Source organism: Streptomyces sp. NPDC002868, assembly GCF_055563295.1.
This window is the reverse complement of sequence record NZ_JBVHDR010000005.1, coordinates 477,096-504,069: the sequence shown is the minus strand read 5'-3', so window position 1 is coordinate 504,069 and position 26,974 is coordinate 477,096. Positions and strand designations below refer to the sequence as shown.

The 26,974-nt window shown below is 70.3% G+C and carries 28 protein-coding genes; 18 read left to right on the top strand and 10 right to left on the bottom strand.

Annotation, left to right across the window (positions count from 1 at the left end):
• Positions 1–63 precede the first annotated feature (63 nt).
• The gene (locus tag ACZ3H8_RS19045; RefSeq protein WP_467403199.1) at positions 64–1,575 is read left to right on the top strand and encodes a glutamate-cysteine ligase family protein; all 1,512 of its coding nucleotides are present in this window, start codon (positions 64–66) and stop codon (positions 1,573–1,575) included.
• Positions 1,576–1,597: 22 nt separating this feature from the next.
• Here the strand turns inward: ACZ3H8_RS19045 and ACZ3H8_RS19040 are convergent, their stop codons facing one another.
• On the bottom strand, positions 1,598–3,397 hold the full coding sequence (locus tag ACZ3H8_RS19040; protein ID WP_467403196.1) for a substrate-binding domain-containing protein: 1,800 nt from the start codon (positions 3,395–3,397) through the stop codon (positions 1,598–1,600).
• A 161-nt stretch (positions 3,398–3,558) separates the two neighbouring features.
• Between ACZ3H8_RS19040 and ACZ3H8_RS19035 the strand changes: the two genes are divergently transcribed.
• On the top strand, positions 3,559–4,359 hold the full coding sequence (locus tag ACZ3H8_RS19035; RefSeq protein ID WP_467403195.1) for a CPBP family intramembrane glutamic endopeptidase: 801 nt from the start codon (positions 3,559–3,561) through the stop codon (positions 4,357–4,359).
• Positions 4,360–4,432: 73 nt separating this feature from the next.
• On the opposite strand, the gene ACZ3H8_RS19030 is transcribed toward ACZ3H8_RS19035, so the two are convergent.
• A complete protein-coding gene (locus ACZ3H8_RS19030; protein WP_467403192.1) occupies positions 4,433–5,260 on the bottom strand; it encodes a PhzF family phenazine biosynthesis protein in 828 nt (275 codons plus the stop codon).
• A 138-nt stretch (positions 5,261–5,398) separates the two neighbouring features.
• On the opposite strand from ACZ3H8_RS19030, the gene ACZ3H8_RS19025 reads away from it, so the two are divergent.
• A complete protein-coding gene (locus ACZ3H8_RS19025; protein WP_467403190.1) occupies positions 5,399–6,007 on the top strand; it encodes a PadR family transcriptional regulator in 609 nt (202 codons plus the stop codon).
• An 84-nt stretch (positions 6,008–6,091) separates the two neighbouring features.
• On the opposite strand, the gene ACZ3H8_RS19020 is transcribed toward ACZ3H8_RS19025, so the two are convergent.
• On the bottom strand, positions 6,092–6,520 hold the full coding sequence (locus ACZ3H8_RS19020) for a type II toxin-antitoxin system Rv0910 family toxin (protein ID WP_467403187.1): 429 nt from the start codon (positions 6,518–6,520) through the stop codon (positions 6,092–6,094).
• A 242-nt stretch (positions 6,521–6,762) separates the two neighbouring features.
• Between ACZ3H8_RS19020 and ACZ3H8_RS19015 the strand changes: the two genes are divergently transcribed.
• The 3 genes from ACZ3H8_RS19015 (at position 6,763) to ACZ3H8_RS19005 (ending at position 9,569) form a co-directional block, all read left to right on the top strand.
• The gene (locus ACZ3H8_RS19015) at positions 6,763–7,287 is read left to right on the top strand and encodes a peptidase (protein ID WP_467403185.1); all 525 of its coding nucleotides are present in this window, start codon (positions 6,763–6,765) and stop codon (positions 7,285–7,287) included.
• An 85-nt stretch (positions 7,288–7,372) separates the two neighbouring features.
• Complete coding sequence (locus ACZ3H8_RS19010; RefSeq protein ID WP_467403182.1) at positions 7,373–8,374, top strand: EamA family transporter; 1,002 nt, start codon at positions 7,373–7,375, stop codon at positions 8,372–8,374.
• Between the two features lie 163 nt (positions 8,375–8,537).
• Positions 8,538–9,569, top strand: a complete 1,032-nt coding sequence (locus ACZ3H8_RS19005) for a DMT family transporter (protein ID WP_467403181.1) — start codon at positions 8,538–8,540, stop codon at positions 9,567–9,569.
• Here ACZ3H8_RS19005 and ACZ3H8_RS19000 read toward each other — a convergent pair.
• Positions 9,542–10,207, bottom strand: coding sequence for a pyridoxamine 5'-phosphate oxidase family protein (locus tag ACZ3H8_RS19000; RefSeq protein ID WP_467403178.1), 666 nt, complete (start codon positions 10,205–10,207; stop codon positions 9,542–9,544). The genes ACZ3H8_RS19005 and ACZ3H8_RS19000 overlap by 28 nt on opposite strands.
• A gap of 35 nt (positions 10,208–10,242) precedes the next feature.
• Between ACZ3H8_RS19000 and ACZ3H8_RS18995 the strand changes: the two genes are divergently transcribed.
• Positions 10,243–11,574: an aminotransferase class I/II-fold pyridoxal phosphate-dependent enzyme gene (locus ACZ3H8_RS18995; protein ID WP_467403176.1), complete on the top strand. Its 1,332-nt coding sequence runs from the start codon at positions 10,243–10,245 to the stop codon at positions 11,572–11,574.
• Here ACZ3H8_RS18995 and ACZ3H8_RS18990 read toward each other — a convergent pair.
• A complete protein-coding gene (locus tag ACZ3H8_RS18990) occupies positions 11,565–12,608 on the bottom strand; it encodes a DMT family transporter (protein ID WP_467403261.1) in 1,044 nt (347 codons plus the stop codon). The two genes, ACZ3H8_RS18995 and ACZ3H8_RS18990, sit on opposite strands and share 10 nt — an antisense overlap.
• Before the next feature lie 74 nt (positions 12,609–12,682).
• Here ACZ3H8_RS18990 and ACZ3H8_RS18985 point away from each other — a divergent pair, with 74 nt between their 5' ends.
• Positions 12,683–13,597, top strand: a complete 915-nt coding sequence (locus ACZ3H8_RS18985) for a LysR family transcriptional regulator (protein ID WP_467403173.1) — start codon at positions 12,683–12,685, stop codon at positions 13,595–13,597.
• On the opposite strand, the gene ACZ3H8_RS18980 is transcribed toward ACZ3H8_RS18985, so the two are convergent.
• Positions 13,586–14,053: a pyridoxamine 5'-phosphate oxidase family protein gene (locus ACZ3H8_RS18980; RefSeq protein ID WP_467403170.1), complete on the bottom strand. Its 468-nt coding sequence runs from the start codon at positions 14,051–14,053 to the stop codon at positions 13,586–13,588. The two genes, ACZ3H8_RS18985 and ACZ3H8_RS18980, sit on opposite strands and share 12 nt — an antisense overlap.
• A gap of 181 nt (positions 14,054–14,234) precedes the next feature.
• On the opposite strand from ACZ3H8_RS18980, the gene ACZ3H8_RS18975 reads away from it, so the two are divergent.
• Positions 14,235–14,885 (top strand): cysteine hydrolase family protein, encoded by a 651-nt coding sequence (locus ACZ3H8_RS18975; protein ID WP_467403168.1) that lies wholly within the window; start codon positions 14,235–14,237, stop codon positions 14,883–14,885.
• Here the strand turns inward: ACZ3H8_RS18975 and ACZ3H8_RS18970 are convergent.
• On the bottom strand, positions 14,872–15,312 hold the full coding sequence (locus tag ACZ3H8_RS18970) for a Rieske (2Fe-2S) protein (protein ID WP_398993939.1): 441 nt from the start codon (positions 15,310–15,312) through the stop codon (positions 14,872–14,874). The two genes, ACZ3H8_RS18975 and ACZ3H8_RS18970, sit on opposite strands and share 14 nt — an antisense overlap.
• Before the next feature lie 130 nt (positions 15,313–15,442).
• Between ACZ3H8_RS18970 and ACZ3H8_RS18965 the strand changes: the two genes are divergently transcribed.
• The 7 genes from ACZ3H8_RS18965 to ACZ3H8_RS18935 all read left to right on the top strand — a co-directional run bounded on the left by ACZ3H8_RS18965 (position 15,443) and on the right by ACZ3H8_RS18935 (position 21,392).
• Entirely contained in the window at positions 15,443–16,258 is an 816-nt protein-coding gene (locus ACZ3H8_RS18965; RefSeq protein WP_467403167.1) for a HipA family kinase, read from the top strand.
• On the top strand, positions 16,255–16,638 hold the full coding sequence (locus ACZ3H8_RS18960; protein ID WP_467403164.1) for a DUF3037 domain-containing protein: 384 nt from the start codon (positions 16,255–16,257) through the stop codon (positions 16,636–16,638). Before ACZ3H8_RS18965 ends, ACZ3H8_RS18960 begins: the two co-directional genes overlap by 4 nt.
• Before the next feature lie 154 nt (positions 16,639–16,792).
• The gene (fabG, locus tag ACZ3H8_RS18955) at positions 16,793–17,554 is read left to right on the top strand and encodes a 3-oxoacyl-ACP reductase FabG (protein ID WP_467403163.1); all 762 of its coding nucleotides are present in this window, start codon (positions 16,793–16,795) and stop codon (positions 17,552–17,554) included.
• A 17-nt stretch (positions 17,555–17,571) separates the two neighbouring features.
• Positions 17,572–18,333 carry an SDR family oxidoreductase gene (locus ACZ3H8_RS18950; RefSeq protein ID WP_467403161.1) on the top strand — a complete coding sequence of 254 codons (762 nt, stop codon included), beginning with the start codon at positions 17,572–17,574 and terminating at the stop codon, positions 18,331–18,333.
• Between the two features lie 116 nt (positions 18,334–18,449).
• A complete protein-coding gene (locus tag ACZ3H8_RS18945) occupies positions 18,450–20,030 on the top strand; it encodes an ABC transporter substrate-binding protein (RefSeq protein ID WP_467403159.1) in 1,581 nt (526 codons plus the stop codon).
• A 66-nt stretch (positions 20,031–20,096) separates the two neighbouring features.
• Positions 20,097–20,780, top strand: coding sequence for a uracil-DNA glycosylase (locus tag ACZ3H8_RS18940; protein WP_467403157.1), 684 nt, complete (start codon positions 20,097–20,099; stop codon positions 20,778–20,780).
• A gap of 138 nt (positions 20,781–20,918) precedes the next feature.
• Positions 20,919–21,392 (top strand): hypothetical protein, encoded by a 474-nt coding sequence (locus tag ACZ3H8_RS18935; RefSeq protein ID WP_467403154.1) that lies wholly within the window; start codon positions 20,919–20,921, stop codon positions 21,390–21,392.
• A gap of 545 nt (positions 21,393–21,937) precedes the next feature.
• Here the strand turns inward: ACZ3H8_RS18935 and ACZ3H8_RS18930 are convergent.
• The gene (locus tag ACZ3H8_RS18930) at positions 21,938–22,453 is read right to left on the bottom strand and encodes a DinB family protein (protein WP_467403152.1); all 516 of its coding nucleotides are present in this window, start codon (positions 22,451–22,453) and stop codon (positions 21,938–21,940) included.
• Positions 22,454–22,494: 41 nt separating this feature from the next.
• A complete protein-coding gene (locus ACZ3H8_RS18925; RefSeq protein ID WP_467403149.1) occupies positions 22,495–23,088 on the bottom strand; it encodes a TetR/AcrR family transcriptional regulator in 594 nt (197 codons plus the stop codon).
• Between the two features lie 106 nt (positions 23,089–23,194).
• Here ACZ3H8_RS18925 and ACZ3H8_RS18920 point away from each other — a divergent pair, with 106 nt between their 5' ends.
• Positions 23,195–24,439 (top strand): FAD-dependent monooxygenase, encoded by a 1,245-nt coding sequence (locus tag ACZ3H8_RS18920; RefSeq protein ID WP_467403147.1) that lies wholly within the window; start codon positions 23,195–23,197, stop codon positions 24,437–24,439.
• Entirely contained in the window at positions 24,436–25,341 is a 906-nt protein-coding gene (locus ACZ3H8_RS18915; protein WP_467403146.1) for a Gfo/Idh/MocA family protein, read from the top strand. Before ACZ3H8_RS18920 ends, ACZ3H8_RS18915 begins: the two co-directional genes overlap by 4 nt.
• Here the strand turns inward: ACZ3H8_RS18915 and lnt are convergent.
• A complete protein-coding gene (gene lnt, locus ACZ3H8_RS18910) occupies positions 25,265–26,932 on the bottom strand; it encodes an apolipoprotein N-acyltransferase (protein ID WP_467403144.1) in 1,668 nt (555 codons plus the stop codon). The two genes, ACZ3H8_RS18915 and lnt, sit on opposite strands and share 77 nt — an antisense overlap.
• Positions 26,933–26,974: the final 42 nt, after the last annotated feature.

Below are 26,974 nucleotides of genomic sequence, written 5' to 3'. Positions count from 1 at the left end.
CATTATCGTCCGTGACGCGAGCGGCTGATGCTCCGTGGTGCCCACTCGAGGAGGGACGCTTCGATGGGGGAGAAGGTCGTGGCAGGCGGGATCGACCTGTCCGATCGGCAAAGGTACCGGCGAAAGTTGCAGCAGTGCCTCGCGGGACTCGGGAGGCTGCTGGCGGAGAAGAGATTCGACCGGCCCAGGAATCTCATGGGCCTCGAGATCGAGCTGAATCTCGCGGGTGCCGACGGGCTGCCACGGATGATGAATGCGGAAGTTCTCGAGCGCATCGCGAGCCGTGATTTCCAGACCGAGCTCGGAATGTTCAACCTGGAAGTAAATATCGTTCCGCACCGGTTGAGCGGGAGGGTTCTGGACCAGCTTGCCGAGGAGTTGCGTACCGGGCTCGGATATGCGCACCGGAAAGCGGCCGAGGTCGGCTCGGGGATCGTGATGATCGGAATTCTGCCGACACTCGCCCAGCATGACCTGGTCTCCGCGAACCTCTCCGACGTCGACAGATACATGCTGCTCAACGACCAGATCGTCGCGGCGCGCGGCGAGGACTTCATGCTCGACATCGAGGGCGTGGAGCGGCTGACCTGTACCTCGGCGTCGATAGCTCCCGAGGCCGCCTGCACCTCGGTGCAACTGCACCTCCAGGTGACGCCCGCGCGCTTCGCCGATGTGTGGAACGCCGCGCAGGCGGTGGCCGCCGTGCAGGTCGCCGTGGGCGCCAACTCGCCCTTCCTGTTCGGCAGGGAGCTGTGGCGCGAGTCGCGGCCGCCGCTGTTCCAGCAGGCCACCGACACCAGACCGCCCGAGCTCCAGGCCCAGGGAGTCAGGCCGCGTACCTGGTTCGGCGAGCGGTGGGTGAACTCGGCGTACGACCTCTTCGAGGAGAATCTGCGGTACTTCCCCGCCCTGCTGCCGATCTGCGACGACGAGGACCCGCTGCGGGTGCTCGACGACGGTGGCGTCCCGCGGCTGCAGGAACTCGTCCTGCACAACGGCACGGTCTACCGCTGGAACCGCCCGGTGTACGGAGTCGTCGACGGCGTGCCCCACCTGCGGGTGGAGAACCGCGTACTGCCCGCCGGGCCCACCGTCACCGACGTGATCGCCAACACCGCGTTCTACTACGGACTGGTGCGCGCGCTCGCGGAAGAGGCCAGGCCGGTATGGAGCAGGCTGCCCTTCGCCGCCGCTGCAGACAACTTCGACACCGCATGCCGCCACGGCATCGACACTGAGCTCCAGTGGCCGCGCCCCGGCCGGGCCGGAGGAATCACACGTGTGCCGGCCGTCAAACTCGTACGCGACGAACTGCTGCCGCTGGCCGCGGCGGGACTCGACGCGTGGAACGTCGAGCCCGCCGACCGGGACTTCTATCTCGGCGTGATCGAGGAGCGGTGCAAGCGGCGGGTGAACGGGGCGTCGTGGCAGGCCGACACGTACCATCGCGCGCTGGAGGCCGGTCTCGAACGGGACGCAGCCCTCGCCGCCACCACCCGCCGCTACTGCGAGCTGATGCACCAGGGCGAGCCGGTGCACTCCTGGCCGGTCGGCTTCCCCGGCGCGCACTCCTGAACGGGCCTTCACTGGGCGGCCTTCACTGAGCGGCGGTCCGGCCCGCCTGGCCGACCGCCATGATCGCCTTGAGGATCACGGCCTGGATCTCGGCAGGGTCGCTGACCTGGTAGCCCGCGCCGCCCGTCGCCTTGGCGATCTGGTCGACCTCCTGAAGGTCGGCGTCCGGCCCGACCGCGATGGCGATCAGCGGCACCGGGCGCTCAGGGTCGGCGAGCTCCTTCAGTTCGGAGATCAGCGAGCTGCGGGAGATGCTGAACCGGTCCTGGTTGGCGCCGTCGGTGAGGATGACCAGGGCGTTGAACTTGCCTTTCACATAGGTGGCCTGGGCCTCCTTGTAGGCCGCGAGTGTCGTGTCGTACAGACCGGTCGCGCCGTCCGGCACGGGTGCGAGCGCCTCGAAGGCCTTGGCGAGCCGCGCCCGCTGGGTGCCCTCGCCCTTGGCGGGAGCGCCGAGCCGAGCCGTCGCCACCAGCTTTCGGTAGTCCCGCGGGCCGTCGAGCCCGGTCGCGAACTCCCACAGCCCGATCTCGTCCTCGGGCGTGAACTGGTCGAGCGCCTGGAGGAGGGAGGCTTTGGTGACATCGAGCCGGCTCTGCGAGCCACGGCCCGGCACCGGCGACTGCATGGATCCCGAGACATCGACGACCGTGCTCAGCCGGGCGCTCTGCACGGTGATGGTCCACATGCCCAGCGTCTCCTGGAGGGCGTCCGACGACAGCGGGTCGGCCGTGACCTTGGACTTGGAGGCGTCGTACGGCTGCGGATCGTCGCCGCCCGCGGTGCGTACGAGGCTCTCGCCGACCGCCGTGTCGTCGGGCGGGCGGAAGCCGTGCGCCGTCAGCGTCCGCCGGGACTCCTGCTCGCCGAGCAGCGCCATGAAGCGGATGGCGGCCCGGGCCTCGTCGGTGCTCAGCTCGCCCTCGTCGACCAGGTGGTACGGAAAGTCCAGCCGGGGCGCGCCGTCCGTGGGATAGAAGAGCTCGAGGCCGTCTGCGCCGCCATGGGCCGAGTTGTACGCGAAGGAGGCCTGCTCGGAGAGGAACACGGCGTGATTGCGGCGGGAGTCGGCCCCTGTGCCGGAGTCCGGCGCCAGGGTGCGCAGGACCTGAGCGTCCGCCCCGGAGACCCGCTGAGACAGCAGTTTGGCGATGGCCGCGACCTTGGTGTCGGCATCCGGGCCCTCCTTCGCCACGGACCGGGAGACGCTGGTGAGCGCGAGCAGCCCGGTGGCGCTGCGGGCGGGGTCGGTGGCGCCGAGGCGCACCTTGTCCGTCGTGGTGGTGACCGCCGCCAACTGCGCCCAGGTGTATGTCCTCCTGGGCCACCCCAGCGTGGCGCCCGCCGATTGGATCGTGGCCAGGGCGACCGGTGAGACCGCGACATTGCCCGCGGGCGTCAGTGGCACGCCGTCCCCGAGCGCCTTGGCGCGCTTGGACCAGACGCCGGAGTCGGGCAGCCACACTTCGTAGTCGGGCGTGGCGCTGCCGGCGGCGAGTGCCTGCGCGACCTCGTAGTTCTCGCGGGCGGCGACGCGTACGTCCATGCACTGGCCGTCCGAGGTGATCTTCTCCGCGCGGGCGCGGTCGGCGACCTCGCGCACGGCCGGGGCGATGTCGGGGGAGGCGACGATGTCCAGGCGTATGGCGGAGTCCTCGCACGACTCCGCGAAGGACAGCAGGCCGCTCTGCGCCGCGATCCCGGTCCCCGCCACCACCGCGAGGACAAGCATCGTGGCGACGGCGATCGTGCGACGGCGCCCCCGCGGACGGGACCTGCCTCCGTCCGTCGCCTCCTCGTCGGGCAAGCTGTGACGTCCCATGCGGTGGTGCCCCTCCTTGAACGATGAGCAAGGAAAAGGGGACCGCGTCATCGCGATGACGCTCGTCCCCCGGCCTGTCGCGCGCGATCTTCGTACCTGTATTCGAGACCCTAGCGGGACGAGGATGGGGACGAGGCGGGATTACTCAACTGGAGGCAGGTGTGCAGGCGGAGGCGGGACGCGTGGCTGATTCTCTTCCTCAAGAGGGCATGTCGCGAAGGATCTTGCGATCCGAGACACTGCTCGTACTCGCGGTCTCGCTGGGTGCGAGCGGAGTATCGGCGCTGATCAGCTTTGTCGGATCGCTGACAAAGCCGGGTGGCCTCAAAGAGCAGGCGGCGACGCTGAACGCGTCGTACGCCCCTGGGCGGCCGTGGCTCGATCTCGCCTGGCAGCTCTTCGATATCGCGACGGGCCTGGTGCCTGTCCTGCTCGTCGCGCATCTGCTGATGCGGGAGGGCGTAGGGCTGCGGTCGATCGGTTTCGACCGGAGCAGACCATGGGCGGACCTCGGGCGCGGCGTGCTCGTCGCGGCGGGCATCGGCGGTGCCGGGCTCGCGTTCTATCTGGTGGCGCGGGCCTCCGGGTTCAACCTCACCGTGGTGCCCGAAGCGCTGCCCGAGGTGTGGTGGAAATTCCCCGTGCTGATCCTTTCGGCGATCCAGAACTCCGTACTGGAGGAAGTGATCGTCGTCGGGTATCTGCTGCGCAGACTGGGGCAGTTGGGCTGGACGCCGATGGCGGCGCTGGTGGCGAGCTCGGTGCTGCGCGGTTCGTACCACCTCTACCAGGGCATCGGCGGCTTCGTCGGCAACATGGTGATGGGCGCGGTCTTCGTGCTGCTCTACCGGCGGTGGGGGCGGGTCGGGCCGCTGGTGGCCGCGCACGCGCTGCTCGACATCACGGCCTTCGTCGGGTACGCGCTGCTGGCCGGGAAGGTGGGATGGCTGCCCACGCCGTGACCGGGGTGGAGCGAAGGGGCGTACGGCAGCCGCCGTACGCCCCTTGGCATGTGCGGTAGGCCGGTCGGCGCGGTCAGCTGCTCGGCGTGGTCAGCAGCTCGCCGTCGATGACCGTGACGGCGTGGCCGGTGAGCAGGGTGCGCTCGCCGCGCAGCGAGGTGCGGACCAGGCCGGAGCGGGCGGAGGCCTGCAGGCCGGTCAGTTCCGTACGGCCGAGACGGGCGGACCAGAACGGCGCGAGCGCCGTGTGCGCGCTGCCGGTCACCGGGTCCTCGTCGATGCCGACCCGGGGGAAGAAGCCGCGCGAGACGAAGTCGTAGGAGCCGGCCGGGTCTTCGGCGGCGGCGGTGGCGATGATGCCGCGTTCCGAGTGGGCCGTCAGGGCACGGCAGTCCGGGGTCAGTGTCCGTACGGCCTGTTCGTCGGCCAGCTCGACGACCAGATCGCCGATGTGCGGGCCCGTGTCGTGCGCCGAGATGACCTTGGCGCCGAGCGCCTCGGCGACGCCGTCCGGGATCTCGACGGGGGTGAGCGGGGACGTTGGGAAGTCGAGGGTGATCGTGCCGTCCTCGTGGGCGGTGGCGGAGAGGATGCCGCAGCGTGCGGCGAAGCGCACCGTGCCGCTCGCGGTGCCGGTGGTGTGCAGCACATGGGCGGTGGCCAGCGTGGCATGCCCGCACATGTCGACCTCGGTGGCCGGGGTGAACCAGCGCAGTGCCCAGTCGGCCTCGCCGCCGGCGGGCAGGGGGTGGGTGAAGGCGGTCTCCGAGAGGTTCACCTCGGTCGCCACCTGCTGGAGCCAGGAGTCGTCGGGGAACCGGTCGGAGTCCAGGAGCAGGACTCCGGCTGGGTTGCCGGTGAAGGGGCGGTCGGTGAAGGCGTCGACGATTCGAATCCGCATGAGCTGACCGTAGGGGCGGCGCAAAGCCGCAGGCCAAGGCCAATTCGGGGTTGCTGGACCGATTGGGCGTTGCCAGCCGACACATTCCGATATATCGTTGACGCATCGCGACAGATCAACGATGGAAGGAGCGTAGCGATGCGTTCACATGGACAAGGACACGAACACGGTCAGGGTCATGGGCACTGCGGGCCCGGCCATCAGGGTCGGGGCGACTTCGAGGGACGCCGTGGGGCGTTCGGTCCGTTCGGGCCGCCGTTCGGCGGGCCCTTCGGTGGCGGACGCGGTCGTGGCGGCGGTCGGGGAAGGGCGCGGCGCGGTGATGTGCGCGCCTCGATCCTGGCGCTGTTGAAGGACCGGCCGATGCACGGTTACGAGATGATCCAGGAGATCGGCGAGCGCAGCGGTGGGGCCTGGCGGCCCAGCCCGGGCTCGGTCTACCCGACGCTCCAGCTGCTCGAGGACGAAGGTCTCATCACCAATGAGAGCGAGGGCGGCAAGAAGCTGTTCACGCTCACCGAATCGGGGCGCGCCGAGGCCGAATCGGGGCCGGAGGCTCCATGGGAAGAGGCCGGGCGCGGAGTCGACTGGGAGACGGTCAACGAGATCCGGCAGGCCGGGTTCGGCCTGATGGAGGCGTTCGGCCAGGTCTGGAAGACCGGCAGCAACGAGCAGCGGCAGAAAGCCGTCGCCGTGATCAACGAAGCCCGTAAGAAGCTCTATCTGATCCTCGCCGACGAGCACTGAGCCGGTGTGAGGAGGGCCCCGCGCAACAGTGCGGGGCCCTTTCGCGTGCGCCGGGTGTCAGGCTGCGGGTGTCAGGCTGGGGTGTCAGGCGACGAGGCCACCCAGCTTGCGCAGTGACTCGTTGAGCGCGGCCGTCGCCGAGTCCTTGAGCTTTCCGGCCATCAGCGACACGGCGGCGCCGGTGAACTCCCCGTCGATGCGCACCTTCGTGCCGTCCCCGTCCGGAGTGAGGGTGTAGCGGTTGCCCACGCTGACGCCCATCGGGCCCTTGCCCTTGACGCCCAGCACCCGGCCCGCGTCGAACTCCTCCACGGTCCAGGCCACTTCGGCCGGGAAGCCCATGAGCTTCATGTTCTCCTCGTAGGTGGCTCCCAGCTCCAGCGTCCCGGGGGCGCCGTTGGGGAAGCTGGTGTGGGTGGCGTTCCACTGGCCGTAGCTGGTGAAGTCCGTCAGCTGGGCCCAGACCTTCTCGGCCGGCGCCTCGATACGGGCCTCGGCACTGACTTCAGCCATACGACCACCCCTCCATGTCGGGTTTCGGTGTCGCGGAACGTAGCCGTACCGACGTGAACATTCAATACTGATGAACAGTCAGATCTACCGTATGGCAAGGCGGCGCGCGCCCCTCGGGGAGAACTGTCGTGATCTCATCCGTAAGGAGGAGAAAACGCTCGTGCGTGCCCAACCTCCGTGGGATGCGCAAATGGGCCCCGACGGCGACGCCCGGGCCACCGGAAGCTGATGAGGTAGGAGATGTGCAAAGCCCTGTCCCTCGGGTGCCTCAGCAGCCCGCCGCCACCCGTACGGAGATCGATGCCAGGCTCACCGTGGAGCTGGCCTCGGTGGTCGCGGGTGCGCGCAGGAGGGCGCTGCGCGACGGCGACCGGCAGATCGACACGGCCCATCTGCTGCACTCCCTGATCGAGTCGGACCCCGAGGTCCGTGCCGCTCTCGGCGCCGGACCGCAGGTCGCGCGGGTGCTCGGGTATCTCGTGCAGCGCAGCATCGGATACGGGCTGCGCTGGCAGGGCTCGGTGGAGGACTCGGGCACTGTTCCCGTCGTACGCGAGACGGACGCGGAGATGTCGGGATGGTCGCCTTCGGCGGCCGCCGCGATGGAGGGCGCGCTGGAGCGGGCGCACGTGCGAGGCGATGAGCGGGCCGGGGGCACCGACCTGCTCGCCTGCCTCGCCGCGGACCCGGAGTGCCGGGCCGTGGAGGTGCTGGAGCGGGCCGGGGTGGACATGGAGCTGCTGGGCGGGCGGCTGGCGGCCGAATAGTGTCCGAATGACCCATGGACGGCCCGGACGTCTCGACATGTGTCACGGGGATGACGGTCCTGACTCGCGCTGACATGATGTGCCGATGCGCGCGTCTCAGGGAAGGAGCGCCGGCCTGGGACTAGCCCTGGGCTCGGCGTTCGCATTCGGTGGATCAGGTGTCGCGGCCAAGCCGCTGATCGAAGCGGGTCTCGACCCGCTGCATGTGGTGTGGCTACGAGTGGCCGGCTCCGCCCTCATCATGCTGCCGGTGGCCTGGCGCCACCGTGACCTGGTGCTGCGCAAGCCCGCACTGCTCGTCGGCTTCGGGCTGCTCGCCGTCGCGGGCGTACAGGCCTGCTACTTCGCGGCGATCTCCCGGATCCCGGTCGGCGTCGCGCTGCTCATCGAATACCTCGCCCCCGCGCTGGTTCTCGGCTGGGTCCGCTTCGTGCAGCGCCGGCCCGTCACCCGGGCCGCGGCGGTCGGCGTGGTCCTCGCGGTCGCCGGACTCGCGTGCGTCGTCGAGGTGTGGGCGGGGGTCGGCTTCGATGCGATCGGGCTGCTCCTCGCGCTGGCCGCGGCGTGCTGCCAGGTCGGCTACTTCGTCCTGTCCGACCAGGGCGGCGACGGGGACGACGCGGCGGATCCGCTGGGCGTGATCGCGTACGGACTGCTTATCGGCGCGGCGGTGCTGACGCTGGTGGCGCGGCCGTGGGGGATGGACTTCTCGCTGCTCGGCGGTAGCGCGGACATGGGTGGTACACAGGTGCCGGCGGCGCTGCTACTGGGCTGGATCGTGCTGATCGCCACGGTGCTGGCGTATGTCACCGGGGTCATCTCGGTGCGCAAGCTCTCGCCGCAGGTGGCGGGTGTGGTGGCGTGCCTGGAGGCGGTCATCGCGACGGTGCTGGCCTGGGTACTGCTGCGGGAGCATCTGTCGGCTCCGCAGATCTTCGGCGGAGTGGTGGTGCTGGTGGGGGCGTTCATCGCGCAGTCACAGGCGCCGAAGGCGGCGTCGGGGCCGGTGGCCGGGGGTGTGCCCGCACAGAGCGGCGCTGCCGTCGCTGCCGAGGGTGAGTTGTCGGCGCCGCACGTCGCACCGTAGGGTGCCGATCATGCATTTGACCGTACTTCCGCCGCCTGCCACCTAGCGCGGGCGGCCGCTTTTCTGACGAAGACCGGGCTCGGGGTGTCCCCGAGCGGTTCGTCGCTGCCCGCGTGACGCAGTCGAGCGACCACCCATCCCGTTCTTCACACGGAGAAGTCACGTGTCGAATGTTTCCTACGCTCCTGCTGTCGGCGTGTCCGTCGGGCGGAGCCTCCTCTATCTGATCTTTGCCGGAGTCGCATGGGGGACCGCGGGCGCGGCTGCCTCGCTGGTCTTCCGGGTGAGCGATCTCGGTCCTCTCGCGCTGTCGTTCTGGCGCTGCGTGGGTGGTCTGGTGCTGCTGCTGGGCGCGCTTGCGCTGCGGGCGCGGCGCACTGCTGTGGCTGGGGGCGGTGCCGCGGGGCCCGCCGAGCCGCGACGGCGTCGGCTGCTGCGCATTCTCGGTACGGGAATCGGGCTCACCCTCTTCCAGAGCGCCTACTTCGCGGCCGTCCAGACGACGGGTCTCGCGGTGGGCACGGTCGTCACGCTGGGCGCGGGGCCTGTCCTCATCGCCGTGGGCGCGCGGTTGACGATGGGGGAGCGGCTCGGGCGGGGCGGCCTGGTCGCCGTCACCGGGGCGCTTGCCGGCCTGTTCGTCCTGGTCCTTGGCGGCGAGGGCGGGACGGTACGGCCTGCGGGGGTCGCGCTCGCGCTGCTCTCGGCGGCCGGGTACGCGGCGATCACGCTGCTGACGCGGTGGCTGGGGCGTGACGGGGGCGGCGGTGACTCGCTGGCCACGACGGCGTGGGCGTTCGCGATCGGCGCGGTGGGGCTGCTGCCGATGGCGCTGGGCGAAGGGCTGCTGCCGCACACCGCGGAACTGGGGCGGGTGGTGTGGCTGTTGACGTACGTCGCGGCGGTGCCGACGGCGCTTGCGTACGCGCTCTACTTCGCGGGGGCGGCGGTGGTGCGGGCCGCGACGGTCTCGGTGATCATGCTGCTGGAGCCGGTGAGCGCGGCGGTGATCGCGGTGACGGCGCTGGATGAGCGGCTCACGGCGGCGACGGTGGTGGGGACGGCGCTGCTGCTGGCGGCGGTGGCGGGGCTGGCGGTGGCGGAGACGCGGGTGGGGAGGGGTAGGGACTCCGCCCCGGACCCCCGCTCCTCAATCGCCGGAGGGGCTCAAAGTGAGCCCGTCCGCGCCAGATAGCTCGGTACCCCGATCGAGTCGTCCAGATCCGCCGCCGGGATCGGTGTGCCCTGCTGGGTGGTCAGCGGGACCACTCCCGTCCAGTACGGGAGTTCCGCGTCCTCCGGGTCGTCGTTCGGGCCGCCCGTGCGGAGCTTGGCAGAGACCTCCGTCAAGGTCAGGCGCAGGACCGCCGTAGCCGCCAGTTCCTTCGGGTTCGCCGGGCGGGAGTCGAGTGAGCGGCCCGGGACGACATTGTCGACCAGGGCGTCGAGGGCCGTGCGCTTTTCCGTCGGGTCCGTGACCTGGTGGGCAGTGCCGTGGACCACGACCGAGCGGTAGTTGATCGAGTGGTGGAACGCCGAGCGGGCAAGGACCAGGCCGTCGACGTGGGTGACCGTCAGGCACACGTCGAGGCCGGGGTCCGACTCGCCCGCCATGCGCAAGGGGCGCGAGCCCGTCGAGCCGTGGATGTACAGGTGATCGTCGACGCGGGCGAACAGCGTCGGCAGGACGACCGGCGCGCCGTCGCGTACGAAGCCGAGATGGCAGACGTATGCCTCGTCGAGTATGGAGTGGACCAGCTCTCGGTCGTACGCGGCGCGGTCCCGGGAGCGGGTGGGGACGGTGCGTTCGGTCGGCTCGTAAGCGTCCGGCATTGCGAACTCCATTGCACTAGTGCATAATCTCGTTTGTGCTAGGAGAGTATCGGATTGTCGGACGCCGCGCATCGGAGATTGCCGCCAGCGTCGAGCGTGCGGTGGGTGCAGGAGACCTGGAACCGGGTCAACTGCTGCCGCCCATGCGGGAGCTGGCGATCGAGCTGGGCGTCAACCCGAACACCATCGCGTCCGCGTACCGGACCCTGCGCGACCGCGGAGTCATCGAGACCGCCGGGCGCAAGGGCAGTCGGGTGCGCCCGCGGCCGGCCAGTACGGCCCGCGGGTCGATCCGGGTCGACGCGCCCCCCGGCGTACGGGACCTGGGCGACGGGAACCCGGACCCCGCGCTGCTGCCGCCGCTGGGCGAGGCGCTCGCCGCCGCGGCCCGGCGCAACGCGGAGGAGCCGGGTCTGTACGGACAGGCTCCCGTCGACGTGGAGTTCGCACGGTTCGCCCGCGCCGCGATGGACGCCGACGGCGTGCCCGACGGGCCGGTCGCCGTCACCTCCGGATCGCTGGACGCGATCGAGCGCATGCTCGCCGCGCACCTCAAGCCGGGTGACACGGTCGCCGTCGAGGACCCCGGCTGGGGCAGCCTGCTTGACCTGGTGCCGGCGCTGGGACTGAAGCCCGTGCCCGTGGCGCTCGACGACGACGGGCCGCTGGCTGGCGAGGTGGAGAAGGCGCTCGCCGGCGGGGCGCGCGCACTCATCGTCACCGACCGGGCGCAGAACCCCACCGGCGCCGCGGTGAGCCAGGCACGCGCGCGTGAACTGCGGGCCGTGCTCGCCAGGTTCCCTCAGACCCTGCTCATCGAGGACGACCACGGACACGCCATCGTCGATCTGCCGCTGCACCCGCTCGCCGGGGTCACGGACAGCTGGGCGCTCGTACGCTCCACCGCCAAGGCGTACGGCCCCGATCTGCGCGTCGCCGTACTGACCGGCGACGCCGTCACCGTTGACCGCGTCATGGGACGGCAGCGGCTCGGGCCCGGCTGGGTCAGCAGACTGCTGCAGAGCGCGGTCGTCCAGCTGTGGACCTCGGGCGCGGTGGACCCGCTCGTCGTCGCGCACGCGTACGGGGAACGGCGCGACGCGCTCCTGCGGGCGCTGGCGGAGCGTGGCATCGAGGCTCATGGGCGTAGCGGGATGAACATCTGGGTGCCCGTTTCCGACGAGACCGGGGCCGTGGCGCGGCTGCTGCACGCCGGCTGGGCGGTCGCGCCGGGGGCTCGTTTCCGGATCTCCGCGCCACCCGGCGTGCGGCTCACTGTCTCGGGCCTCGCGATGGACGACATCGAGCCGGTCGCAGACGCGGTCGCGGCTGCTGCCGGGCCTGCGCCCGCGCGCAGCTACGGCTGAGCCGCGGCCCCCGCCTCGGCCTTGGCCGCGTCCCCTGCCCCTGCCGCGGCGCGAGACTGTGGCTGAGCCGAGGTGCCGGTGGCAGCGGCCGGTGCCTTCGGCCGGCTCTGGGTCAGTGCCGCGCCCGCCAGGACGATCAGCGCGCCCACCGGAGTGTTCCAGCCCAGCTGCTCGTCAAGCACCGCGACGCCCGCGGCCGTCGCGATGACCGGGATGAAGTACGTGACCATCTGCGCCGTCGTCGGTCCGACCTCGGCGACCAGACCGTACTGGAGGAGCAGGGCGAAGCCCGTCCCCAAGGCACCGAGCGCGACCACCGCGAGCAGCGGTACCAGCGGGAAGGACGTCGGCAGCGTCGTGAACAGCGGTGTGATCACGGCGAGTTGGACCGTCGCGAGCAGAAGTTGCGCGCCGGTCAGCGAGAGATTGGAGTGGCTGCTGCCGGCCAGTGTGCGGCGTACGTAGATCCAGCCGATCGGATAGCTCAGTGAGGCGAGCAGCGCCATCGCCGTGCCGCCGAAGTCGAGCCCGGAGAATCCCTGCCACGCGCCGAGCACGGTCAGCACGCCCAGGAAGCCGATGCCGAGCCCGGCGACCCTGCGCCGGGTCGGCCGGTCCTCGGAGAGTGCGACCAGCGACAGGACCATGCCCCACAGCGGCGAGGTGGCGTTGCAGATCCCGGCGAGCGTCGACGGGATCGTCAGCTCGGAGTAGGCGAAGAGCGAGAACGGCAGCGCGTTCAGCACAAACGCGGCGACGGTGAGGTGCATCCAGGTGCGGATCCCGCGCGGCAGCCGCTCCCGCCGCAACACCATCGCGACGGCCAGTACCGCCGTACCGAAGAACAGTCTGCCGAAGGTGACTTGAAAGGGTGCGTACCCGCCGGTGCCGACCTTGATGAGGAGGAAGCTGAAGCCCCACACCGTGGAGAGCACCGCGAAGCGGATGCGCCAGTCGAGGCCGCGGCGGCGTACGGAGCCGGCGGGTGCGGGGGTGGGGGCCGATGAGGTCCGGGAGGGGACGGCGCTGCTCATGCCGTCCACCTTGGCCGCTCCGATCTCGTAGGACAAGCGAGAATTATTTGCCGCGTTCGCTTAGCATTGCTTACATGTTGAATCTGGAGCGCCTGCGGACCCTGGACGCGCTGGCCCGCCACGGCTCGGTGAGCGGAGCGGCCGACGGGCTGCATGTGACGACCTCGGCCGTCTCCCAGCAGATGGCGAAGCTGGAGCGGGAGGTGGGCCAGCAGCTGCTGGCCAAGAACGGGCGCGGCGTGCGCCTCACCGACGCCGGTCAGCTGCTCGCGGACCACGCCGCGCGCATCCTGTCCCAGGTCGAGCTCGCGCAGGCCGATATCGAGGCGCAGCGCGGGCAGGTGGTGGGCGAGGTCAGGATCGGCGCGTTCCCGACAGCCGCCCGCGGGCTCTTCCCCTCGACCCTGACGTCGCTGCGCACGAGCCACCCCGAACTGCGAGTGCGCTCACGTGAGTTGGAGCCCGAGCAGGGCATCAGGGAGGTGGTGAGGGGCGACCTCGATCTCGCGGTCGTGCTCGACTGGAGCAACAAGCGGCTACCCGTGCCGGGCGGGCTCGCGCAGGTCCATCTGCTCGACGACGTCCCGGATGTCGCCATGCACGCGGACCATCCGCTGGCCGACCGGGCAGAGGTGGATCTCGAGGAGTTCGCCGAGGACGACTGGGTGTCCTGGCCGGAAGGCGAATTCTGTTACGAGTGGCTGATGTTCACACTGCGCTCGAAGGGCTTCGAGCCGCGGATCGCGCACATGGCGGAGGAGCACCATACGCAGCTGGCGCTGATCGAGGCGGGGCTGGGGGTGTGCGTCACGCCCAGGCTGGGGCGCGGCTGGGTGCCTGATGGGGTGCGGCTTGTGCCCGTACGGCAGCGAATGCGCCGGCACATCTATGCGGTGTGGCGGACGGATGCGGACCGCCGCCCGTCGATCAGGGCGGCGGTCGGGGCCTTGCGCGAGGCCGCGGGCGCGGTAGAGCGGTCAGAGGCCTGACAGCTTCCTGAAGTCCCAGGACGCGATCGAGTCGGGGGTCAGCCGCAGCCACGCATGCCTGCCGTCGTGCGGCATCTCGTCCATCCCGAAGTTCTTCCGCGCGAACAGCCTCTCCGGCACGTCCAGTTCGGGGCACGGCTCGCCGGTGCGCGGGGCCTCGCCCACGAAGACCGCCGTGCCGGACAGCTCCACGCCGCGCAGCTCCCCGTACTCCTCGCCGTCGTCGACCACGACCGCGAGCCGCGGATCGTGCCGCAGCTGTGCCCAGCGGCGGCTGCGCGTAATGGAGTACAGCCACAGTGAGGTCCCGTCCCAGGCGAACCACAGGGCGCTGACATGCGGGCGGCCGTCGGCGGACACGGTGGCCACCCGGCAGGTGCGCTGCTCGGCCAGGAACTCGTCCAGTTCGCCGGACGTCATCATGATGCGACGGCCCCGGCGCTGTGTGACGGCCATGGGCGGCCCCCTCCTCGTAGCTGACTGTGTGTCAGAAATCATGGAGGCTCTTCCTTCGTCGCGCAATGGCGGTTACTGTCGCGCGCCCGGTCCGAAGCATCGGTCCGAAGCATCGGTCCGAAGCATCGGTCCGAAGCATCGATCCGAAGAGTCGATCCGATGGAGTCGAAGAGGGGGAGTCGTGCCGTCCTTCGAACAGCTCGCGGAACAGCTCGACCCGGTCACCACGGCGCTGCTCACCGTCGAGTGCCAGCAAGGTGTGGTCGGCGAGGACAGCGCCCTGCCAGAACTCGCCGCGCAGGCACGGTCGTCCGGCGCGCTGCTCAGGATCGCCCGGCTGGTCGCGGGCGCTCACGAAGCCGGCGTACAGGTCCTGCACGCGGTGGCCGAGCGGCGTCCCGACGGGCGCGGCGCCAACCACAACGCGCGGCTGTTCCGGGCGGCCGCCCGGCTCCCCGTGCAGCAGCACTCCGGCACGACGGCCGTTCGTGTCGCGCCGCCGATAGAGGTCGCGGACGGAGATCTCGTCGTACGGCGGCTGCACGGCCTGTCGCCCATCGCCGGCACCGACGTCGACGCGCTGCTGCGCAACCTCGGCTGCCGGACGCTCGTCGTCACCGGCGTCTCGGCGAACGTCGCCATCCCCAACGCCGTCTTCGACGCGGTCAACCTCGGCTACACGGCGGTGGTTCCCAAGGACGCCATCGCGGGGGTGCCCGCCGACTACACCCCCGCGATGATCCGCAACACGCTCGCTCTGGTCGCCACGATCACCACGACCGACGATGTGCTCTCCTGCTGGAAGCGGCCGCGCCGCGCTAGGCGAGCTTGATCGAGTCTCCGTCCACGGTGATGGAGGCGGGCGGCAGCGGCGAGGTGGCGGGCCCCTTCTTGACGCTGCCGTCCGTGGCGCTGAACTCGCTGTTGTGACACGGGCAGTTGATGATGCCGGCGGCGACGTCCTTCACCGCGCAGCCCTGGTGGGTGCACTTCGACGAGAACGCCTTGAATTCCCCGGGCTTCGGCTGCGTGACCACCACGTCACCGATGACCTTGCCGCCGCCCTCGGGGATGTCGGCGGTCTTGGCGAGCACTTTGCCCCCGTCGCCCGCTCCGCCTGCCGGTGTGTCGGCCACCTTCTGCCCGCCGTCGTCCGAGCCGCCGCACGCGGTCAGCGCGACGGTGAGGCCAGCCCCGCCCACCGCGGCGACGACGGTACGGCGAGTCACGGTCCGCGACGGCACCTGCGATCCGGTCATGCTGGCTCCCTCTCCACGGTCGGCCTTCCATCGGCCGGTTCTTGATGTTGTACGCGCAGGCGGGCCGGGATGTTCACATCCTCACGATTTCAAGGATTTCTTCAGGAAGCCGATCTCGTACTGTGGGGCAATGCTCTCCGAAGTCACAGCGACCCGCTACGTCACGCCCTTGCGTGAAGGCGGGTCCCTCCCGGGCATCGTCGAGGCCGACGATCTCGGTACGTACGTCATGAAGTTCACCGGCGCGGGGCAGGGCCGCAAGACCCTGGTCGCCGAGGTCATCTGCGGGCAGCTCGGGCGGCGGCTCGGCCTGCGTGTGCCGGAGCTGGTCAGCATCCAGCTCGACCCGGTGATCGGTCTCGGCGAGCCCGACCAGGAGGTGCAGGAGCTGCTGAAGGCGAGCGGCGGGCTGAACCTCGGGATGGACTTCCTGCCCGGTTCGCTCGGCTTCGACCCGCTCGCCTACGAGGTGGACGCGGCCGAGGCCGGCCGGGTCGTCTGGTTCGATGCGCTGATCAACAACGTCGACCGCTCCTGGCGCAACCCCAACATGCTGGTGTGGCACGGCGACCTGTGGCTGATCGACCACGGCGCGACCATGATCTGGCATCACAACTGGCCGGGCGCCGCCGCCTCCGCCGCCAAGCCGTACGACGCCTCCGACCATGCCCTCGCCCCCTTCAAGCCGGACATCGAGGCGGCCGCCGCCGAGCTCGCGCCGCTGGTCACCGAGGAACTGCTTACCGAGGTGGCCGCCGACGTCCCCGACGAGTGGCTGGTCGACGAGCCGGGCTTCGAGACCACCGACGCGCTGCGGCGGGCTTATGTCCAAGCGCTGCTGCCGCGCGCGGCGACGATCCACACCCGCGTCACCCTGGGCGAGCCGACCAAGCACCGGCCGTCGCAGGCCCCCGGCTGGCTGGCGGGGAAGGGCGGCGCGAAGTGAGCGGGCGCGATGTCTTCGAGTACGCGCTGCTGCGCGTGGTGCCGCGGGTCGAGCGCGGCGAGTGCTTCAACGCCGGTGTGGTGGTCTACTGCCGAGCCAAGTCCTTCGTCGCCGCCCGTACGCATCTGGACGAGGTGAAACTCGGAGCGCTGGACCCGGGCGCCGATGTGACGGGTGTACGCGCCGCGCTGCACGCCGTCGAGGGCGTCTGCCGCGGCGGCGAGGACGCGGGCCAGGCGGCACGCGACGACCCGGGCCGCCGCTTCCGATGGCTGGTCGCGCCGCGCTCGACCGTCGTACAACCTGGCCCGGTGCACACCGGGCTGACCGCCGATCCGGAGGCAGAGGTGGAGCGGCTGCTGACGCTGCTGGTCCGCTAGGCACCCCCTCAGTGACCCGGGGCACGCTGTGGGCCGTTGACACCGGGTGCCAGGGCTTCTAGCGTCTCGTCTGCTGAAGGTACTAAGCGGTCGCTCATCCGGGGGACGTGGGACGTTACCGGGTGAGCCGCATCCAAGGGCGAGGAGAACCAGCATGTCCACCACCGAGCAGCGTGTCGCGGTCGTGACCGGGGCGGCGCGGGGCATTGGCGCCGCCACCGCGGTACGGCTGGCGGCCGAGGGCCGCGCCGTAGCCGTACTCGACCTCGATGAGGCGGCCTGCAAGGACACCGTCGAGAAGATCACCGCGGCCGGCGGCAAGGCCCTCGCCGTCGGCTGCGACGTGTCCGACAGCGCCCAGGTGGAGGCAGCCGTCGCGCGCGTCGCCGCCGAACTCGGCGCGCCGACCATTCTCGTCAACAACGCGGGCGTGCTCCGCGACAACCTGCTGTTCAAGATGACCGAGTCCGACTGGGACACCGTGGTGAACGTGCACCTCAAGGGCGCGTTCCTGATGGCCAAGGCCTGCCAGAAGCACATGGTGGACGCCGGATTCGGACGTGTCGTCTCGCTCTCCTCCAGCTCCGCGCTGGGCAACCGTGGCCAGGCCAACTACTCCGCCGTCAAGGCCGGTCTTCAGGGCTTCACCAAGACCCTCGCCAAGGAGCTCGGCAAGTTCGGCATCACGGCCAACGCCGTCGCCCCCGGTTTCATCGTCACCGAGATGACCGCCCAGACGGCCGCCCGCGTCGGCATGGGCTTCGAGGAGTTCCAGGCCGCTGCCGCCACCCAGATCCCGGTCGCGCGCGTCGGGTACCCCGAGGACATCGCCAACGCCATCGCCTTCTTCACGGGCGACGAGGCCGGCTTCGTCTCCGGCCAGGTCATGTACGTGGCCGGCGGACCTCTCAACTGAATCGGGAGACGACGGACATGACCGCAGAGGTACAGGACAGCGGAAAGGTCGCGCTGATCACGGGCGCGAGCCGCGGCATCGGCTACGGCATCGCCGAGGCGCTTGTCGCCCGCGGCGACCGGGTGTGCATCACCGGCCGTGGTGAGGAAGCGCTCAAGGAGGCCGTGGAGAAGCTCGGCGCCGACCGGGCGGTCGGCATTGCGGGCAAGGCCCACGACGAGGCCCACCAGGCGGCAGCTGTGGAGCGCGCCATGGAGGCGTTCGGCCGCGTCGACTTCCTGATCAACAACGCCGGCACGAACCCGGTCTACTCTCCGATGGCCGAGCTCGACCTGAATGTGGCGCGCAAGGTGTACGAGACCAACGTGATCTCGGCGCTCGGTTTCGCCCAGCAGACCTGGAAGGCCTGGCAGAAGGAGAACGGCGGAGCGATCGTGAACATCGCCTCCGTCGCCGGTCTCGCCCCGTCGCCCTTCATCGGCGCGTACGGTATGAGCAAGGCGGCCATGGTCAATCTGACCCTGCAGCTGGCGCACGAGTTCGCGCCGGGCGTCCGGGTCAACGCGATCGCCCCCGCGGTGATCAAGACGAAGTTCGCCGAAGCGTTGTACGAAGGCAGGGAGGCCGAAGCGGCCGCGGCCTACCCGCTGGCACGGCTCGGAGTTCCGGAGGACATCGGGGGCGCAGCAGCGTTCCTCACGTCCGACCAGTCGGACTGGATCACCGGTCAGACGCTGGTGGTGGACGGCGGTATCTTCCTCAATGCCGGAGTTCACTGAGTAGCCTGAACCGTTTTGTTACTGAATGTGCTAAGTGCCCTGCCGGGCCAAAAGGTTGACCCGGCAGGGCGCTGCGGTATGGTCGGCCGACCCATGGCTGAACGAGGAGCGTGCACGTGTTCTACCGGACCTGTCTGCAGGCCGCTGCAGCCCTAGCGTCCATATCTCTGCTGGCCGGATGCAGCCTGTTCTCGAATGAGGACGCCGAGCGTGAGCAGAAGATTTCGGTCGGTACGACGAGTCAGCCCAGTACCCTCGACCCGGCCGCCGCATGGGACGGTTCATGGGAGCTGTACCGGAACGTCTTCCAGTCGCTGCTGAGCTTCCCCACTGGGAGCACCGTGCCGCAGCCCGACGCGGCCAAGAGCTGCGGGTTCGTGGACGCCAACAGCAAAATCTTCCAGTGCGAGCTGCGTGAGGGGCTGCAGTTCTCCAACGGCGACAAGCTCGACGCCGCGGCCGTCAAGCACTCCATCGACCGGGTCCGGAAGATCAATGTGCAGGGTGGCCCGAACGGTCTGCTCGGCTCCCTCGACAAGATCGAGACGGTCGGCGACCGCATCGTGAAGTTCAGTCTCAAGACGCCGGACGCCACGTTCCCGTTCATCCTCGGCACACCCGCGATGGCCATGGTTCCGCCCAACGAGTACCCCGCGGACAAGCTCCGCGAGGACGGCAAGCTGACCGGCTCGGGGCCGTACGCCCTGGATGCGTTCAAGAAGGGCGACCGGGCCGAGCTGACCAAGAACTCCAAGTACCAGGGGAACGCGGAGGTCAAGAACGACGGCGTCACCATCCGTTACTTCAGTGACTCGGATGTGATGCTGGGGGCGCTCAAGAAGAAGGAGATCGACGTCGTCGACCGCGTGCTGACCGCACCGGCCGTCGTTGAGCTGCAGCAGCGGAAGCCGGAGAACGCTCACCTCCAGCTGGTGGAGACCTTCGGTGCGGAAATCCGCTACCTCGTCTTCAACCCCAAAGACCCCATGGCGGGCAAGCTCGCCGTAAGGCGTGCGATCGCCCAGATCGTCGACCGCGGTGCCCTGGTCTCCGAAGTTTACAAGAGCACGGCGGAGCCGCTGTACTCGATGATCCCCAAGGGCATCTTCGGGCACACCACTGAGTTCTTCGACCGCTACGGTGAGCCGGATGTCGACAAGGCGAGGAAGATCCTCCAGGAGGCGGACATCACCCGGCCGGTGCCGCTGACGTTCTGGCACACCACCGACCGCTACGGCTCCGCAACCGCGCGGGAGTTCGCCGAGCTCAAGCGGCAGCTTGACGCCACGGGACTCTTCAAGATCACGATTCACGGCAAGCCGTGGGCGGAATTCCAGCAGGGCTACCGGCAGGGCGACTACCCCGTATTCGGCCGCGGCTGGTTTCCCGACTTCCCGGACCCGGACAACTTCATCGCGCCGTTCGTCGGCTCGAACAACGTGCTCAACACTCCGTACGAGAACAGCGAGATCACCGAACAGCTGCTGCCCGCGTCCCGGCGTGAGAGCGACCGCGCCGCGGTCGGCACGCAGTTCGAGCGGGCGCAGGAGATCTTCGTCGACGACGTGCGTCTGCTGCCTCTGTGGCAGGGGAAGTTGTTCATTGCCACCAGCGAGGAGGTCGGTGGCTGCGAGCGCGCCTCGGACCCGAATTCGATCATGCAACTGTGGGAGCTGTACCGGAAGGCCAGCTGGTAGCCGCGATTGTCAGTGGCCGCAGGTAGGTTCTGTGGTCCAACTGATCGCATACCGGAGGTTGTTGACGTGACCGACACCGACATGCTGCCCGAGTCCTGGCGCGACGTCCTCGGCGAAGAGCTCCACAAGCCCTACTTCAAGGAACTCACCGAATTCGTCGAGGAGGAGCGGGCGCGTGGGCCGGTCTACCCGCCGCGCGAAGAGGTCTTCGCCGCGCTCGACGCCACCCCGTACGACCGCGTCAAGGTCTTGATCCTCGGCCAGGACCCGTACCACGGAGAGGGGCAGGGGCACGGCCTCTGCTTCTCCGTGCGGCCCGGCGTCAAGACCCCGCCCTCCCTGCGGAACATCTACAAGGAGATGGAGGCGGAGCTCGGTCACCCCGTCCCGGACAACGGCTATCTGATGCCGTGGGCCGAGCAGGGCGTGCTGCTGCTCAACGCCGTGCTAACGGTGCGGGCCGGCGAGGCCAACTCCCACAAGGGCAAGGGGTGGGAGAAGGTGACGGACGCGGTGATCCGCGCCGTGGCCTCGCGGCCCGACCCCGCGGTGTTCGTCCTGTGGGGCAATTACGCGCAGAAGAAGCTGCCCTTGATCGACGAGACGCGTCATGCGGTGGTCAAGGGCGCGCATCCCTCGCCGCTCTCGGCCAAGAGGTTCTTCGGCTCCCATCCGTTCACACAGATCAACGAAGCGGTGGCGGCACAGGGGCACGAGCCCATCGACTGGCGGATTCCGAACCTCGGCTGAGCACCGCGGCCGAGCGTTCGCGCACCCGGCTGACAGGCTCGGGCCCGCGCCCGAGCCTGTGCGGCATTGTCCTTGGCGGCGACTAGCGTCGTGATCCGTGGATGGTCGCAATTCGCCGCACGGACGTGGGAGGCCGCAGTGATGGAGCAGCAGGAGGCGTCGGAGGACGCCGTCATGACCCGCATCGGGCAAGCGATCATGTTGCTGCACGGCGGTGACCGCGAGGAGGCGCGCAATCGCTTCGGCGCGCTCTGGTCGGAGATCGGCGAGGCCGGTGATCCGCTCCACCGCTGCACTCTTGCGCACTACATGGCCGACGCCCAGGACGACGCAGGCGACGAGCTCGCCTGGGATCTGCGGGCGCTGGCGGCGGCGGAAGGGCTGAGTGAAGAGCGGCTGGCCCGGCACGAGGCGACGCTCGCCGTGCGGGCCTTCTACCCCTCGCTCCATCTCAACCTCGCCGCCGACTATGTGAAGCTCGAGCGCCCCGAGCCCGCGCGCGTCCACCTCGACCGGGCGCGCGCGGCGACGGACGCCCTGGCGGACGACGGATACGGAAACGGCGTCCGGGCCGCGATCGACCGGCTGGAGCGCCGGCTGAGCGGCGAGTGAGGCTGGACCGGCGAGCGAGGCTCAACTCGGGTAGGCCTCCTGGCAGATCCGGGACTCGGGGCTGCCCGGCCGCCAGCGGCCATAGCTCTCGCCCAGGGCGCAGACGTCCGGCCCGACGGCCGGCAACGGCCGCAGGGACGGCAGGGTAGGCGGCTCGGCGGTCCGGGGCTTGGGTGGCGGGGACTTTGGCCGCTCGTTCGGCACGTGGCGGGCGGCGGGAGGCGGCAGCGACGGGGGAGCGGCGGTTTCGGCCAAGGGTGAAGTCAGGGGCGGGGGTGCCAGGACTTCGCGAGCCGGTCTCTGCACGATCTGCGGCTCCACAGCCTGTGCCGGGCGGCCGCTGTGGGACGGGGGTGGGGGCACGGGCTGCGGCTGCACGGCCACACAGCCGGACACGGCCCAGACGGCCACCCCTGCCAGGACCTTCGCGGTGGTTTTTGGTCGATGCACCCGCGCAACTCTGCTGTGCGCGGGGCCCGTTCACAGTCGTACGGGCACACAATGGCCCGCACGGGTGACGCCGGTCAGCCTCCGTCAACCCCCGGTCAGTCGCCCGTCGCGCCGTCTATCCGCTCACGGATCAGATCCGCGTGGCCGTTGTGGCGCGCGTACTCCTCGATCATGTGCGTCGTGATCCACCGCAGGTTGTAGCTCTCCCCGGTGCGGCGGGACTTCGCCTTGCCCACGTCGTCGAGCCCATGGGCGGCGGCCAGCTCCCGCGCCCGTGCGATCTCGGCCTGCCAGGTGGCATACGCCTCGGCATAGGTGTCCTGCTCGGTGAAGTGGAAGTCGCCGTCATGGTCGCCTTCGCTGAAATAGAGCGGATCGAGGCCCTCCCCGGCGAGTACGTTGCGGAACCACGCCCGCTCGACCTCCGCCATGTGCCGTACGAGTCCGAGCAGCGAGAGCTCGGAGGGCGGCGCGGACAGCTCCCTCAGCTGGCTGTCGTCCAGGCCCGCACACTTCATTTCCAGCGTCTCACGGTGGTATTCCAGCCAGCCGTCGAGCATCTCGCGCTCGCCCGCGGTGGTGGAGGGTTCGGTCCGTTCAGGTGTCGTCATGGCGATCATCCTGAGGCACGCGCCCTCCGTGCCGCCAGGGCTTATTCGCCGATCATTCCGCGCAGCAGCTCGGCGAATCCGGTGCGCAGCTGGGCGACGTCGGGGACGGCGGAGTGGTACGACCCCACCGCGCAGGAGAACATCAGCCCCTCGCACCAGGCCACCAACGACAGGGCGTGGCGCTCTGGTTCGGGCGAACCTGCCGCCGCCATGAGGGCGATGAGCGGGGCGCGGAACTGGCTGCCCGTCGCGTCGTAGAACTCCCGCAGCTCGGGCCTTCGCGTCGCCTCCAGCGCCAGTTCGTAGCGGGAGACGAGCAGTTCGCGGTGGCGGGTCAGATAGCGGTGCAGGGCCGGCGCGAGCGCGTCGACAAGGCCCTTGGTGCCCCCCTCGGGCACGGGCATCTCGTCGGGGGTCAGGACAGCTGTCTCGCGCTCCGCCAGCCGCCGTACGGCCGCCTCCAGCAGCGCCTGCCGGGTGCGCGCGTAATTGGACGTCGAGCCCTGGGGAAGTCCCGCCGTCTCGTCCACGGCGCGGTGGGTGAGCCCGCGCATCCCGCGTTCGGCGAGCAGTCTCAGCGCGGCGTCGGCGATCAGTTCGGCACGGGCAGTGCTCGTGGTGGTGCGTGCGGCCATGCGAACAACCTACCGTCGGAACTACAGCTGTAGTACGGTGAGCGTCACTACAGGTGTAGTGAGTGCGCCGACGAACCGGCACCAAGGAACCGAACGAGGAGGAGTCATGCCCAGGCCCCGAGCCGTCGTCATCGGCAGCGGAATCGGCGGACTGACCGCCGCCGTGGCCCTGCACCGGAGCGGCTGGCAGGTCACCGTCCTGGAGCGCGCCGAATCCCTGGAGCCGGTCGGTGCCGGGATCGCCCTCGCCCCCAACGCCCAGCGCGCACTCGACGTCATCGGCCTGGGCGACGACATCCGAGAGCTGGCCGCCTGGCAGGGCGACGGCGGCATGCGCAATCCCGGCGGCCGCTGGCTCTCCCGTACGAACAGCGCCGCCGCGGCCGAACGATTCGGCGGACCCCTCGTGCTGGTCCACCGCGCCATCCTGATCGACCGCATCGCGTCCCGGCTGCCCGTCGGCGCAGTGCGTACCGGCAGCCCAGCGCAGCTCGCCGACCCCGGTGTCACGGGCGGCCGCCCGGCCCGCGTGACCACCCCCGACGGGGAGATCGAGGCCGACCTCGTCATCGGTGCGGACGGCATCAACTCGGGTGTGCGCCGCACCCTCTTCCCGGACCACCCCGGCCCCGCCTACTCCGGATTCACTACCTGGCGCGTCGTCGTCCCCGCGCCCGACCGTCCCTTCGAGCCGCACGAGACCTGGGGCCCCGGCACGCTGTGGGGCACCCAGCCGCTCAAGGACGGCCGGATCTACGCGTACGCAGCCGCCGTCGCCCCGGCTGGAGCCCGCGCCGGCGACGACGAGAAGGCCGAACTGCTGCGCCGCTTCGGCGGCTGGCACGATCCCATCCCCGGGATCATCGCCGCCGCCGAACCCGGACAGGTGCTGCGCAACGACGTCCACCACCTCATCGACCCGCTGCCGTCCTTCCACCGCGGCCGGACGGTGCTCATCGGTGACGCCGCCCACGCCATGGCGCCCACCCTCGGCCAGGGTGGCAACCAGGCCATCGAGGACGGCATTGTGCTCGCCCACCATGCGGCCCCCGGCGGCGACCTGGGCGCGGGCCTCGCCGCGTACACCGCGCAGCGCCTGCCGCGCACCATGGGCATCGTCCGCAAGGCCGCGAAAATCGCCCGGCTGATGTCCCTGACCAGCACTCCGGCCGTCGTGGTGCGCGACACCCTGATCTCCGCCGTCTCCAGGCTCGGACCCGGCCTCGTTCTGCGGACCTTCGACGGCATCGCCGACTGGCGGCCGCCGCAGCGCACGTATGCTGCCGGAGCACAGGACATACGCGACGTACACGACGGACAACCGGCACAGCGCCAAGGGAGGCCCCTGTGAAGGTCGGCTGCATCGGGCTCGGCGACATCGCGCAGAAGGCCTATCTGCCCGTGCTCACCACCCTGCCCGGGGTCGAACTGCATCTGCAGACCCGCACCCCCGCCACCCTGGCGCGAATCGCCGAGACCCATCACATCCCCGCAGAACGACGCCACACCGGCCTCGACTCACTGCTCGCCCAGGACCTGGACGCCGCCTTTGTGCACGCCCCGACGTCCGTGCACGCCGAGATCGTCACCCGGCTGCTCGAAGCGGGTGTCGCGACGTACGTCGACAAGCCGCTCGCGTACGAACTGGCCGACTCGGAGCGGCTGGTGAGCCTCGCCGAGGAGCGCGGCACCAGCCTCGCCGTCGGCTTCAACCGCCGCCTCGCGCCCGGCTACGCCCAGTGCATCGAGCACCCGCGCGAGCTGATCCTGATGCAGAAGAACCGCGTGGGCCTCGCCGAGGACCCGCGCACCCTCGTCCTCGACGACTTCATCCACGTCGTCGACACCCTGCGCTTCCTCGTTCCTGGACCGGTCCACCACACCGACGTACGGGCCCGGATCGTCGACGGCCTGATGCACCATGTCGTGCTGCAGCTGTCCGGCGACGGCTTCACCGCGATCGGCACGATGAACCGGATGAGCGGCTCCACCGAGGAGATCCTCGAAGTGTCGGGCCAGGACACCAAGCGCGAGGTCCGCAATCTCGCGGAGATCGTGGACCACAAGGGACAGCCGAGCCTGCGGCGGCGCGGCGACTGGGTGCCCGTCGCCCGCCAGCGCGGCATCGAGCAGTCGGTGCTGACCTTCCTCGACGCCGTACGCGCCGGAAAGTTCCTCAGCGCGCAGGACGCCCTGCGGACTCATGAGTTGTGTGAACGGGTGGTGCGGCTAGCCCTGGAGCAGGCCGCCTGAGGGACCGGGCACCCTCGGTCGCGCAGAGCGCGGCGAGGACGGCGAGCGCGCCGTAGACCGGCCAGTCGCCGAACCTGACGTACGGGGTCGTGCCGCGGGCGAGTGGGATGTCGTAGACCGCCGCGGTGCTGCTGTCCGTGCCCAGCAGGCCGCCGACCCGATCGCCGTCCGGTCCGTACACCGCGCTGACGCCGGTGAGCGTGGCATGCACCATCGGCCGCCCGCTCTCGGCCGCCCGCAGCGCCGCCAGCGAGGCGTGCTGTTCCGGCGCCCAGCTCCCCTGGAACGACGAGGTCGCCGACTGGGCGATCAGCAGCTGTGCACCGTCCCGGGTAAGCCGCCGGCTCATGTCGGGGAACGCCGACTCGAAGCAGACCAGCGGGCCCAGCCGCAGGCCGCCGTCGCCGGGCAGCACCATCACCACCGGGCGGCTGCCGCGCAGCCGGTCCTCGCCCGCGGCCTTGCCCACCGAGGTCGCCCAGCCGAGCACCGCGCGGGCCGGGACGTACTCGCCGAAGGGGACCAGCCGCATCTTGTCGTAGCGGTCCCCGGTCGGGCCCTGCGGGCCCACCAGGACCGAGCTCTTGAAGATCCCGGCCGGGCCCGTGCCGCCCGCGCGCCGGGCGTCCACATTGACGAGCACCTCGGCCCCGACCGCGCGAGAGAGCACCGCGATACGAGCGGCCAGATCGGGGCGCTCGCGCAGATCCGCGCCGACACTGCTCTCGCCCCAGACCACCAGATCGAGGTCCTGCCCGGCCAGTTCGCGGGTCAGCTCCTCGCTGCGGGCGAAGCGGCGCTCGACGCTCTCGATGCCGTTGACGACTCCCGGCTGGACGACCGCAATTCGCGCCCGCCCCGACTGCACCGGCTGCGGAACCCACATCCAGACCGCTGTGGTGGTGAGCGCACATATGAGGCCGCCGCCCACCGCGGCCGTACGGGCGTGCGGCACCGCTATCAGCACGGTGATCGCCGTGTTGACGGCCAGCACCAGCAGACTCACCAGCCACACACCACCCACCGAGGCGAGCCGCAGGGCGGGCGAGACCTCCCACTGGCTCGCCCCGAGCAGACCCCAAGGTCCGCCGAGGCCCTCCCAGGACCGGGCCAGTTCGATCATCAGCCAGCCGGAAGGGACGACGGCGAGCGCCGCGGCCGCACGCGCCGGCGACGGGGTCCCGCCGAGGAGCGACCACACGAGCCACCCCCAGGGCCCCCACATCAGCCCGAGGATCGCGGCAACCACGACGATGAAGACATGCAGGCTCGGTATCAGCCAGTGGTGCACGGCGATCACGAAGCCGATGCCGCCCAGCCAGCCCTCGACCGCCGCCCGGCGGCCCGTCGGCGCGGACCGCACAAGCAGCATCCACGGCACCAGCGCGGCATACGCGAACCACCACAGCGACGGCTCGGGAAAAGCGAGCGCGGGCAGCGCACCGGCAGCCACCGCGGCCGCGCCGCGCCACCGCGGGGACGACAGCGCCCGCCGCGCGAGCGGCTCCCTCTCGCGCCGCTCCCCACGCTCGTGCTGCTCGTGCCCCTCCAGCCCCTCCCGCCGCTTCGGCCGGCCGACCGGAATCCGCATGCCGCGCCTCCTCGTGCTGCCTCGAAGGGCCCGCGAGCACTG